Genomic DNA, 11,853 nt, shown 5'->3' on the forward strand with positions numbered 1-11,853 from the left:
CTTCCCCCCATCCTTCGCTCACTTCAGCGGCGGTGCACCACCGCAACCCTCCTGCTGCGCACAGAACTGCAGCGCGCGACGCTGCTGTTCCGCGCTCAGTTCCGGCGGTGGCCGTGCGATGGCGGACTGGATCTGATCCGGCCCCCCGGTGATCTTGTTCAAGCCCTTGCCCGCCGCCAGCAAGCCCTTGACCACGCCCATCATCACGTAGCCGCCGGCCATGCTTACCTGCTCGGGCGTCGGCGGTTCACTCCAGTTGCGGCTGAAGCGGTTGTTCTCGATCTTCACCGGGTTCCTGAAGCGGTACAGATCCAGTGGCTGATCGTCTTCAGGCTTCAGCGCGCGCACTTCGCCGAGGGTGGTGACGTTGCCCTGCGCGGGCGTGCCTTCGGGGGTCACGACAGGCTCCGGCAGTGCGGCGACGGTCTGCCCGGGTTCGGGCACCACCGATACGGGGGATGGCGCCTGCTGCGCCTGCGCGGTACCGGCCAGCACCAGGCCGGCCAGAAGTGCTCCCTGCGTTGCTCGTCGTGCCACCCCTACCGCCCCTGTTGGTTGCGTCCTTCGCCTGAGGATACGGATGGCGGCTTCAGATTTCGTTGGAACGGCGCGCGCTGTTCAGCCCGCGCTGAAGTGGATTGCACGTTCGCGCCCGCGAGGTGCACCTGTCATTTGTTCGAGGCGGGCCAGCCCGTTGTTCCGGCGCACGCGGCAGGCGTTTCACTGGATTCGACGTCCGGCTGCCGCCCGCGCACTGAACGGTTCACTCCGTCCCGCTGCGGGGTCTCACATCCTGAGACCCATCTGTGGTGCCATGTGCCCCCCTGGAATCCGTGCACCCATGGCCTACGAACTCGCCAAGCGCACCGCCGACGCGGAGCAGCAACTCGCGACCCGCGACGGTCTCCCCGCCCGCGACGGTGCCCTGCTCAGCGCGCGCCTGCAGCGCCGCTACCACGACCGCATCACCGGCAGCTTTGCCATCCCCGGCCGCGAGGGCCGCTATGCGCCCATTCCGGAATCGGTACCGCCGGCCCTTGCCGCCGCATTGAAGGCACGTGGCATCGAACAGCTGTACAGCCACCAGGCCGAGGCCTGGGAGGCCAGCCAGCGCGGCGAGCATGTGGCCATCGTTACCCCAACCGCCAGCGGCAAGTCGCTGTGCTACACCCTGCCGGTGGTCAGCGCGGCCATGCAGGACAACGCCAAGGCGCTGTACCTGTTCCCCACCAAGGCGCTGGCGCAGGACCAGGTGGCCGAACTGCTGGAGCTCAACCGCGCCGGCGATCTCGGGGTGAAGGCGTTCACCTTCGATGGCGACACGCCCGGGGACGCGCGGCAGGCGATCCGCCTGCATGGCGACATCGTGGTATCCAATCCCGACATGCTGCACCAGGCGATCCTGCCGCATCACACCAAGTGGGCGCAGTTCTTCGAGAACCTGCGCTATATCGTCATCGACGAAGTGCATACCTACCGCGGCGTGTTCGGCAGCCATGTCACCAACGTGCTGCGCCGGCTCAAGCGCATCTGTGCGTTCTATGGCGTGCAACCCCAGTTCATCCTGTGCTCGGCCACCATCGGCAATCCGCAGGCCCATGCCGAAGCCCTGATCGAAGCACCGGTCACGGCCATCACCGAATCCGGTGCGCCCAGCGGACCGAAGCAGGTGCTGCTGTGGAACCCGCCGGTCATCAACCCGGACCTGGGCCTGCGTGCATCGGCGCGTTCGCAGAGCAACCGCATCGCCCGCATCGCGATCAAGTCCGGCCTCAAGACCCTGGTGTTCGCGCAGACGCGGCTGATGGTCGAAGTGCTCACCAAGTACCTGAAGGACATCTTCGACCACGATCCGCGCAAGCCACCGCGCATCCGCGCCTATCGCGGCGGTTACCTGCCCACCGAGCGTCGCGAGACCGAACGCGCCATGCGCGCGGGCAGCATCGATGGCATCGTCAGCACCTCGGCGCTGGAGCTGGGCGTGGATATCGGCAGCCTGGACGTGGTGATCCTCAACGGCTATCCGGGCAGCGTGGCCGCCACCTGGCAGCGTTTCGGCCGCGCCGGACGCCGCCAGCAGCCCGCGCTGGGCGTGATGGTGGCCAGTTCGCAGCCACTGGACCAGTACGTGGTACGCCATCCGGACTTCTTCGCCGAAGCCTCGCCCGAACATGCGCGCATCGCCCCGGACCAGCCACTGATCCTGTTCGACCACATCCGCTGCGCGGCCTTCGAGCTGCCGTTCCGGGTCGGCGATGGCTTCGGCCCGATCGATCCGGAGGTGTTCCTGGAAGCCCTGGCCGAGACCGACGTGGTCCATCGCGAAGGCGAGCGCTGGGAGTGGATTGCCGACAGCTATCCGGCCAACGCGGTGAGCCTGCGCGCGGTGGCCGACGGCAACTTCGTGGTGGTCGACCGCAGCGACGGCCGCCAGCAGATCATCGCCGAGGTCGATTACTCCGCCGCCGCGCTGACCCTGTACGAGGGCGCCATCCACATGGTGCAGTCCACGCCGTACCAGGTGGAGACGCTGGACTGGGAGGGGCGCAAGGCCTACGTCACCCGCACCCACGTGGACTACTACACCGACAGCATCGACTTCACCAAGCTCAAGGTGCTGGATCGTTTCGACGGCGGCGTGGCCGGGCGCGGCGATTCGCACCACGGCGAGGTGCACGTGGTGCGCCGCGTGGCCGGCTACAAGAAGATCCGGTACTACACCCACGAGAACATCGGCTACGGCCCGGTCAACCTGCCCGACCAGGAACTGCACACCACCGCAGTGTGGTGGCAGCTCCCGCAGGCGCTGCTGCTGCGTGCGTTCGCCAGCCGGCAAGACGCGCTGGATGGCTTCCTGGGTGCCGCCTACGCGCTGCACATCGTCGCTACGGTGGCGGTGATGGCCGACGCACGCGATCTGCAGAAGTCGGTCGGCAATGGCGACGGTGCATGGTTCGCGGTCGCCGACCAGAGCGGCCGCGGCCAGCTGCGCGGCAGCGATGGCGATCCGGGCGCGGTCGAGCTGCTGCAGGTGTTCGTGCCGACCGTGTACCTGTACGACAACTTCCCGGGCGGCGTCGGCCTGAGCGAACCCCTGTGGCAGCGCCAGGCGGAGCTGGTGCAGCGCGCGCGCGAACTCGTGCAGCGCTGCGACTGCACGGCGGGCTGTCCGGCCTGCGTCGGCCCGGTACTGGCGGCGCAGGAGGAGGACGAGACCTCGCCGCGCGCACTGGCATTGCGCGTGCTGGACCTGTTCGATGCCGACGCCTGCCAGCACGTGCCCGATGCGGTGCCCGCCACCCGTGGCGCCGTGGAGCTGCTGGCACCGTGAGCCTGAGCCTGGACAAGCTGCGTCTGCTGCGGAAGCAGGCGGGCGACCCGAAGGCCGGGCCGCCGGCTGTCACGGCGGCGGCGCCCGCAGCGGTCGTCCCGGCAGCGGCCAATGATGCACGGCAGCCACCGGCCGAACGCTCGGTATTCGCCTGGGTTGAACAGGAGATCCGCCACAAGCCGACCGGCCCGGCCGTCATGACACCCGCCCCCACCACGCCACCGTTGCGGCAGCCCCACGTCGGCAGCCTGCATCGCCTGCTGGGATTGCGCACACGCGGCAGCGCAGCGCCCCTGCACGCGACCGCACAGGACCGGCGGCTGCCCGGCGAGGAGATCGCGCCAGGCCTGTTCCTGATCGAATCCCTGCAGCCGCAGCCGGTTCCGAAGGTTCCCCTGTCGCTGGCGTTCGCCCGGCGCGAGAACGAGCACGTGGCCGCGCACGACCTGCTGTTCTTCGATACCGAGACCACCGGGCTGGCCGGCGGCACCGGTACCCGCGCCTTCATGATCGGTGCTGCCGACTGGTACACCTGCCCGCAGCGCGGCGAAGGCCTGCGCATCCGCCAGCTGCTGATATCGACGATGGCTGCCGAAGAGGCGATGCTGGCCACCTTCGCCGGCTGGCTGCAGCCCTCCACGGTGTTCTGCAGCTACAACGGCCGCAGCTACGATGCGCCCCTGCTGAAGGCGCGCTACCGGCTGGCGCGCCAGCGCGACCCGATCAGTGCCCTGGACCATGTCGACCTGCTGTATCCGACCCGCCGCCGCTATCGTGGCACCTGGGAGAACTGCAGGCTGTCCACCATCGAGCGCCAGCTGCTGCGCGTGATCCGCGAAGACGATCTGCCGGGATCGGAGGCACCGGGCGCGTGGCTGCGGTTCCTGCGCGGCGGCGACGCGGTGAACCTGCGCCGGGTGGCCGATCACAATCACCAGGACGTGGTGACCCTGGCCCTGCTGCTGCAGCGGCTGGTCCGCGAGGAAGCACAGGAGCGCGAACTGCTCGCCCTGCAGGCGCCGCCCGGCATGGCCTGAGCCGGGTCCTGTGTGTTCGCGGACGGTGTCACTTTATGACTGAATGCGATGGGGTTGGCAGAATGATGCCCTGCCGCTGGACCCCCAGGCGGCCCCGCCGGAGACTGGCGCGGCTCACGACACGGAGGTTCCATGAGCACCCAGGTCCCGGGCTCCCAGCTGCGCTCCCTTGCTGCCCTGCTGGCCGGCACGGAGGCGTCCAGCACGCTGGCCGCATTCCATGGCGAGGACCAGGCGGCGCTGCTGGCCCGGCTGGATGACGGGCAACTGGCCAGCCTGCTGCCGATGGCTCTGGGGTGCGACGGCCTGCCGCTCACGGATAGCGCGCGCCAGTGGGCGCACCGCATTCTCGACGCCGACGCGCAGCGGCAGCCCCGTCTTACCGTTGCGATCTGCGCCGCTGCACTGCTGCGCTTGTCCCGGCGCAGCACCGGTACACGGTCGGGCGCGCTTCGTCCGGTCGACGGCGTGGCCCTGCTTGCGCGCTGCACCGAGCCCGGCCACGAGCGGCTGCAGGCGCCCGCGCTGGCATTGCTGCAGCACTGCGGCCTGCACGCCGGGGCAAGCGTCGAAGCCGGCAGCGATGCACTGTCGCTGCTGGCATTGGCGCGCTGTGCCGGTGCCGACGGCAGCGGAACGCTGGCCTCGCTGCTGGACGGCTGCAGCGCGCACCCGCTGCTGCGTGATGAGCTGCGCCTGGTGGCGCACTGGCCGTTGCAGGACCTGTTGCGCCATGCCCGCATCGCCGAGCTGTACCCCACCGAGGCCGACATCGATCCGGCACCCGCCGATCTGCAGCCACTGAGCGAACACGACACCTACCTGCAGTTCGCCGAGCACGCATTGCAGCAGGCAGCGCAGCGCCTGCAGGCGATCCACAGTGGGCAGGCGCCCTACATCGCTGACCGTGCCTTCAGCATCGCCGAAGCCGGTGTGCTCTGGCGTGCCACGCGCGCGGCACTGGAATGCGATGCGCCCTGGCTGCGGCCCTTGCTGGCGCAGGTGCTGCCACCGGTGTGCGTTGCCCCGACCGCCGCCCGGACCCTGCCCTCGCAATCGGTGGCTGTGGCGCTGGCCAAGGCGGTCAATGCGATGCCCACCCCCGAGGCCATCGCCGCGCTGGCGCTGGCGCGGTCGCAGGTGCGCCATGCCGGTATCGCGCGGAAGCTGGACCGCCATCTGGCCGCCGCCGAACGCCGCCTCGCACAGCGCCCGCAACTGCTGCTGCGCCTGCCGGTCATTGCCGCCGGCAGGCGCTCACTGGCCAGCCTGGCCCGTGCCCTGGAGGCCACGTTCGTGCTGGGCGGCGAGTGGGCACTGCAGGACTGGCGCGACGCGTGCCGGCAACCGGCATTGGCCACCCTGCTGCAGGGCCTGGTCTGGCAGCTCGCGGATGCGCGCGGGCACTGGATCGATGCGATGCCGGTGGACGGCGCAGAGGCGTTCGCCGATGCGCATGGCATCGTGGTCGCGTTGCAGGGCCGCAACCGCCTGCGCCTGTGGCATCCCGCCCGCAGCCAACCCCATCTGCGCGCCGCCTGGCGCGCGCGGCTGATCGAGCAGCGCTGCCGGCAACCGCTTCGCCAGGTGTTCCGCGAACACTATCTGGACGCCCGCGGCGAACCCGCCGATACCGCTGCATTCAATGGGCTGACGCTGTCGGTGGCGACCTTGGCCGGGCTGGCCCGTCGGCAAGGCTGGCACGGCGATGACGGCGGCCAGCTGATGTTGGCCAAAGGCCCGTGGCGGATCGGCTGGCAGTTGTCAGCACCGCTGTCGCATGGCCTTGCCGGTGAGATCCGCAGCGGCCGCGTGCAGTTCCAGCGGCAGCATCGCGACGCGTGGCAACCGGTGCAGGCGCGCGAGCTGCCCGCAGTGGTGGCGTCCGAACTGCTGCGCGAACTCGACCTGCTGGCCAGCACCTGCGCATGCGGTGGCGAGGGCATGCCACTGCCGCCGGCCCGCATGGTCCGCTTGCGCGGGCGAACCCTGGAGCATCTGCTGGCCGCTCATCCGCAGCGTGACCTGATGACCTTCCAGCGCCGCCATGTGCAGGTCGGCCACTACAGGCTGCACCTGGCCACCGCCCGCGCCAGCCTTGCCGGGCAGACGCTGGCCTTGCCGGACCTGCCGGCGCGGCCACGCCGCTGGCTGCCTTACGACGACGCCGTGCTGGCGCAGCTGCTGGGCCGCATCGAACAGCTCGCCGAACGGGTATTGACGCCCCCTGAAGCCCCGATCGATGAGACTGTCGGCTCCTGATGCGTGGAGGATCCGCGATGCGTTCCAGTCTCTGGTTGATGCTCGGTTGTACCCTGCCGCTGGCCGCCTGCAGCCATGCGGGCGGCAGTGCAGGCAGTGGCAGCAGCAGCGATCCTGCACCCCGGCCTCCGCATGTCGCAGGAAGCCCGCAGCGATGCAACCCGGAAAAGCTGGAGGGGCTGGCAGGCAGGGCCGCCGACGAGGCCACGGTGAAGCAGGTGGTTCAAGCCAGTGGTGCACGCACGGCGCGGGTGGTGAAGCCCGGCATGGCGGTGACCATGGATTTCCGCGAGGACCGGGTCACCATCGAGGTCGACGCGCAGAACCGGATCGTGCGCGCCAACTGCGGTTGAGCCGCTAACACCGGGCATGGCCCGGCGGTTTCCATCCGCATGCACGGCGCTGGGCACGCCGGGCATGGCCCGGCGCTACCGCCGCTTCACAGCTGCTGGGCCTTGCCATTGGCCAGCGCACGGGCGATCACCTGCTGCGCCTGTCGCGAGGCCTGCTCGTGCAGGCGTGCCTGCCGTTCGCCGAGCGCGGCCTGCTGGCTGCCCAGCGCCGCCTGGCGGCTGGCCAGCGCGGCCTGCTCTCCGGCCAGCCGACCCATCTCGCTGCTCCGCCCCGACTGGCGTTCGTCATCACGAGCAGCCTGAAGGGCGCGCCGCGCTTCAGCGGCGGCCTGCCGCGCGAGCGCTGCATCGTCGACCGAGTCACGCGCGGCCCTGGCCGCTTCGGCCGCCGCTTCACGATTGATGTCATGGGCAGCCATCGCACTGCGCGCAGTACGCATCGCATCCTGCGCGATCTGGCGTGCATGTTCGCTCTGCAACCGGCCCAGTTCACCCTGCCGACGGCCGAGCTCGCCCTGCTGGCGACCCAGCACGCTCTGCTGGCGACCCAGTTCGCCCTGCTGACGGCCCAGTTCCGCCGCGCCGGCATAGGCACGTTGCAGTGACTGCACCAGCATCGGATCACGCACCACGTAGCGCTTGTCACCCTGGCGGAACCACAGTGCCGGTCCCTTGCCGAGCTGCCTGCGGGCCTGCGCCACGTCATCGATGCCGCCATTGGCGAAGGTCGAATCCCCATCCACCAGCACGTAGGCCTGGCGCGGCGACTCGCCCAGATCCAACGTCCCGTAGGTAGTGATGGAGGTGCCGGTAGAGGTCATGCCGTCATGGTCCTCGTCCACGTCGGTCCCATCGTCGAAGGCCCCCACATCGGCATCATCGGGTCCGGTCACATCGTCCGGCCCGGTCACGTCAGCCGGCGGCGCGGGGGGAACCGGCACGGCCGGCAGGTGCGCCGACGCTGCCGGCGCCGGCGGTGCCTTCGGAGCCGGCGGCGGCGACAGGGGCTTCGGGGCCGCCGGCGGTGCGGGAGGCGCCGGCGGCACCGGCGCTGCGACCAGTCGCATGGGTGCCACACCCACCACCAGCACCACGGCCGTCAGGGCAACCGCGAGCACGCGCGGGCAGGCTTTGCGCGGCTGCAGCGAAAGCAGCCGGCGCTTGAGGCTGGTCGTGTCCGGCGCGGCACTGGCCACCCCCAGGTGCGGCTGCGGTGCAACGCCCAGCTGCAGCAGCAGACGCCCGTACGCGTGGCGACTGGCCCCATGCTGGCCCACCACCGCCTCATCCACCGCTTCTTCCCGGGCCTGGGCGTACTCACGCACAGACAGCCGCAGCAGCGGGTGGAAGAAGAACAGGTGCTGCGCCAGTGCCGGCAACAATCCCCACTGCAGGTCACGGCGCTGCAGGTGCTGCAGTTCATGGGTCAATGCCAGGTCCAGCGCGTCGCCCTGCAGTGCAGTGGCGCCGGCCGGCAGCAGCAGCACCGGGCGCAGCGGCCCGACCAGCTGCGGCGCATCGATCTGTGCGCTCATCCACAGGCGCGGCGGGCGGCGAAGTCCATGCGCGTCGGCGGCCAGGTGCAGCGCCTGCACCAGCGCCGCGTCCTCGCAGGGATACGCGGCGGCCAGCAGCGCGCGGCAACGCCGCCACTCCGCCAGGGTGCGCCAGGCCATCAGCAGGACACCGGAGGCCCACAGCGCGGCCAGTGCAAGCGCCCACCACGCTGTTGCGGGCGTCGCCACGACCTCTGCCGGCATCGTGGCCAGCAGCTGCGCGGAGCCTTCCGCAGACAGCGGATAGACCACATCGGCGGCGATATCGGTAGCGGTCATCGCCACCGACGGCGACGCGGGCAACCAGGGCAGCTGCACCGGCTGGCTCCACACCAGGCCGAGCACGGCCTGCAACGAAACCAGCCACCACAACCGGCAACGCGTGGCGGCCGACAGCGACGGCATCAGCCGGCACACGGCATACACCAGCGCCACCAGCAGCACGGTCTGCAGGCTGGTCCAGCCCAGCCGTTCCAGCATCGGGATCAGCATCGTGGTGTCCATGACTCAGCCCTCGTGGCGACGCGATTGGAGTTGGGCGACCAGCGCTTCCAGCTCGGCCAGCTCGTTGTCGCTGACCTGCTGGCGCTGCGAAAGATAGGCCACGAACGGCGACACCGAGCCCTGCAGGGTGTTGTCGACGAACTGGGCCACCGCGCCCTGCAGCACGCTGTCAGGGCCACGCGTGGCCTGGTAGCGGTACAGGCCTTCGTGCTGCCGGCGCTGCAGGTAACCCTTGGTGCGCAGCCGCTCCATCATCGTCAGCACGGTGGAACGGGCCAGCCCGCGCGCCTCGCCATAGCCGCTGGCGACCTCGCCGACACTGGCCGGCGCATGTTCATCGATGTACTGCAGCAGGGCCAGCTCCTGGTCCCCGATGGTTTTGCCGCGCATGACAGGCTCCCTTGACTACACGTGTCGTCACTGTCGGCGTGACGACACCTGTAGTCAACCCCCCGGAAGTCATGGGCCGACGAACGGTAGGGGGCAAGCGCAGCGTATGCAGCCGACGCGGCAGCTGCTGGGCTGGGAACCGGCGAGGCGAGCACTGAGTCATTGGTCGATCCCACCCTGCAAATATGACTTGTGCCGAGCATCAAGGCCCAGGCTCAGCATATTTCAGGCCTTGGAATAGCTCGCAAGAAGTAACTCTGCATCTCGAGCGAGCCCCTCCTCGACCTCCACATCCGCTGCAAAATCGGACAACGCACGAAACTCCGCCGCGCTTCTGATTTTTCCACGCTTCAGAATTTCGCGAACCTTGGCCAACTTCCTATCCATAAAGAATTCAAAACTGAATCCATAAGTGGAGATCAGATACTCTCTGGCGATGCGCCTCGCATCCTCAGGAAGATCACTCAAATCCTCGGATATATCGCTTGCCAGCTCGTAGAGTTTTGGGCTGCGAGAAAAGTGCGTAACCAGTTTTCGCCTCAACTCAACAAGGTGCGGAATATCTTCAGGAGAAGACAGCATTGTTATCCCGTCCTGACACCACTTCTCCAGAACTTCCAGATCCATTGTCATTCCCCAAAATCAGCTAAAGCATGCCGCTGCGAGCCAGCGGGACGACAGGCACATGTGACAGCATGACTTATCGTACGCCCGGAAACGCTTCCTCCACTTGCCGATCCGATAGAGTTGGCCTTGGCGACGAGCCTTCTCTTCTCCATCTTCAGGAATCGCATGCATGCGCACTCCGGTTGGCCGCTGGCTGCGGCGGCCTTCAACAGCCTCCCTCCTTGCGGCGTGCCTGTCCGCCGCTCTGCCCGCGCATGCTGCAGACGCAGGCAATGCACTTTCCAGTGGCCGCGCACTGCTGGAGCGAATCACAGGCAACGAGGAGGGGCGTGAGTGCAGCGACGCACTGTGCCGCGCTCGCGCGGTGTCCTGGGCCCAGGGTTACATCGCGGCAGTCGCCGACAGCAGCGCCGGGCAATGGTGTGGACGAGCCACGGTCCTACCCCATGAGCTTGTGGATCGCGTGTACAGCCACCTGAAGGCGCTTCCGCGCGCCCGCCTCGAGGAAGACGCATCGACGCTGACGCGGGAAGCGCTGGTTCACTCTTTCCCGTGTTCCCATGCGGCTCCATCGAGCAACAGCAGACCTGCCCAGGAGTGATGATGCCCCGATCCTTGATCAGTGCGTTCGCATTGCTTGTGCTGCACATTCCCGCCTCACATGCGTGGGAGTGCGAGACGGATCCTGCGAAGTTCAGGTTCACATCGGACTCGCCTTCCACGTTCAACCTGGGTGAGCGGGAGGAAGTGGACAGGGCCTACGCCGCCCTGGCCAAGCACCTGCAACCGCTGCAGGGCTATCGGGCACCGAGGATCTTCTATTCAAAGGGCTTCAGCGCGATCCGGGAACATGACTGCAAGGCCGGAAAGTGCACCGCCATGGAGGTGCTGGAAGGCCTCCAGGAATGCGGCGCAGGCGGAATGAGCAGGCAGGATGCCTGTTACCCGTTGGCAGTCGTGCATGAAGGCAGGCTCTATTGCCTTCTGTACCCTGGCCAGAAGGACTTCGATCCTTCCAGGCCGTTTACACCCTATGTGCCCTTCAACAATAGCTGATGCGCGGGATCAGTCCCGCAGATCCTGCAGCTGATCGCGCGGGAAGAAGTCCGGATCGTCCTGTCCATCCAGCATTGCCTCGACCCGTTCGTCGAACTCGCGGGCGGCGGCAGCGGAGGCGTCGGGCCCCAGGAATGCGGAGTGTCCGTTTCCAGCAAGCCCAAGCGCGGCGACCGTTCTCCGTTCGCCGTCCTCGCCCCACAGATAGTCGTGGACAACGACCAGGCCGGCATCGTCCGTGGCCAGGAACTCGGCTGCGCTGCGCCCCAGGGCCAGAAAGAACAGGATGTCGTAGAGACTCTCCGAATAGGTCAACGACCCGGCAACGAAGTGTCTTCCCTGATGGTCATAGGCCGCAATCCTGATGTTCTCCGCCTCTGCCGATCCCAGCACGAACTCCAGTGCCGCGCGGTTGTCCCGATGGCGCGCCAACATCGCGTTGCAGTCTGAAATGAGTGTCTGCAGACCCGGAGCATCCGGGTCGGAAAGATCCCCGCCTCCGGGAAGACTCCACTGCCCGCCGATGGAGCGCCAGTCCGACCAGCGGGACACGTCCGGCGGTGCTGCCGCAAGCCACCGCGCAAGATCTGCGCGTGACATGCTCAAGCTGAGAAAAGCCGAGTACGGTTCGGACATCGCCGCCCTTCCTCCTGGGCATGGGTCTGCGTTGCGTGCAGCGGACAGACTGTAGCAAGTCCGGCAGCAGGCATCCTCCGTTCAGTATCGGCATCAACGCA

General features: G+C 68.2%; 11 protein-coding genes. 6 read left to right on the forward strand and 5 right to left on the reverse strand.

Annotated features, from left to right (window positions below):
• Window positions 1-18 precede the first annotated feature (18 nt).
• On the reverse strand, window positions 19-537 hold the full coding sequence (locus ACX9OW_RS16330) for a hypothetical protein (protein ID WP_065182088.1): 519 nt from the start codon (window positions 535-537) through the stop codon (window positions 19-21).
• 304 nt (window positions 538-841) lie between these two features.
• Between ACX9OW_RS16330 and ACX9OW_RS16335 the strand changes: the two genes are divergently transcribed.
• The 4 genes from ACX9OW_RS16335 to ACX9OW_RS16350 all read left to right on the forward strand — a co-directional run bounded on the left by ACX9OW_RS16335 (window position 842) and on the right by ACX9OW_RS16350 (window position 6,983).
• Complete coding sequence (locus ACX9OW_RS16335; protein ID WP_065182089.1) at window positions 842-3,331, forward strand: DEAD/DEAH box helicase; 2,490 nt, start codon at window positions 842-844, stop codon at window positions 3,329-3,331.
• Window positions 3,328-4,368 carry a ribonuclease H-like domain-containing protein gene (locus tag ACX9OW_RS16340; RefSeq protein ID WP_065174118.1) on the forward strand — a complete coding sequence of 347 codons (1,041 nt, stop codon included), beginning with the start codon at window positions 3,328-3,330 and terminating at the stop codon, window positions 4,366-4,368. Before ACX9OW_RS16335 ends, ACX9OW_RS16340 begins: the two co-directional genes overlap by 4 nt.
• Window positions 4,369-4,500: 132 nt before the next feature.
• Window positions 4,501-6,630 (forward strand): DUF4132 domain-containing protein, encoded by a 2,130-nt coding sequence (locus ACX9OW_RS16345; RefSeq protein ID WP_459062563.1) that lies wholly within the window; start codon window positions 4,501-4,503, stop codon window positions 6,628-6,630.
• 17 nt (window positions 6,631-6,647) lie between these two features.
• Window positions 6,648-6,983: an I78 family peptidase inhibitor gene (locus tag ACX9OW_RS16350; protein WP_459062564.1), complete on the forward strand. Its 336-nt coding sequence runs from the start codon at window positions 6,648-6,650 to the stop codon at window positions 6,981-6,983.
• Between the two features lie 86 nt (window positions 6,984-7,069).
• On the opposite strand, the gene ACX9OW_RS16355 is transcribed toward ACX9OW_RS16350, so the two are convergent.
• From ACX9OW_RS16355 to ACX9OW_RS16365, 3 genes are all read right to left on the reverse strand, one after another.
• The gene (locus ACX9OW_RS16355; protein WP_164151528.1) at window positions 7,070-9,043 is read right to left on the reverse strand and encodes a M56 family metallopeptidase; all 1,974 of its coding nucleotides are present in this window, start codon (window positions 9,041-9,043) and stop codon (window positions 7,070-7,072) included.
• A 3-nt stretch (window positions 9,044-9,046) separates the two neighbouring features.
• On the reverse strand, window positions 9,047-9,433 hold the full coding sequence (locus tag ACX9OW_RS16360; protein ID WP_053515971.1) for a BlaI/MecI/CopY family transcriptional regulator: 387 nt from the start codon (window positions 9,431-9,433) through the stop codon (window positions 9,047-9,049).
• A gap of 225 nt (window positions 9,434-9,658) precedes the next feature.
• Complete coding sequence (locus ACX9OW_RS16365; RefSeq protein WP_065182094.1) at window positions 9,659-10,060, reverse strand: hypothetical protein; 402 nt, start codon at window positions 10,058-10,060, stop codon at window positions 9,659-9,661.
• Window positions 10,061-10,229: 169 nt separating this feature from the next.
• Here ACX9OW_RS16365 and ACX9OW_RS16370 point away from each other — a divergent pair, with 169 nt between their 5' ends.
• Both ACX9OW_RS16370 and ACX9OW_RS16375 read left to right on the forward strand, forming a co-directional pair.
• Complete coding sequence (locus ACX9OW_RS16370; protein ID WP_340044176.1) at window positions 10,230-10,661, forward strand: Rap1a/Tai family immunity protein; 432 nt, start codon at window positions 10,230-10,232, stop codon at window positions 10,659-10,661.
• Window positions 10,662-10,663: 2 nt separating this feature from the next.
• Complete coding sequence (locus tag ACX9OW_RS16375) at window positions 10,664-11,116, forward strand: hypothetical protein (protein WP_128987667.1); 453 nt, start codon at window positions 10,664-10,666, stop codon at window positions 11,114-11,116.
• Between the two features lie 9 nt (window positions 11,117-11,125).
• On the opposite strand, the gene ACX9OW_RS16380 is transcribed toward ACX9OW_RS16375, so the two are convergent.
• Entirely contained in the window at window positions 11,126-11,752 is a 627-nt protein-coding gene (locus ACX9OW_RS16380) for a hypothetical protein (protein ID WP_459062565.1), read from the reverse strand.
• Window positions 11,753-11,853: the final 101 nt, after the last annotated feature.

It is taken from the genome of Stenotrophomonas genospecies 5, assembly GCF_054473825.1.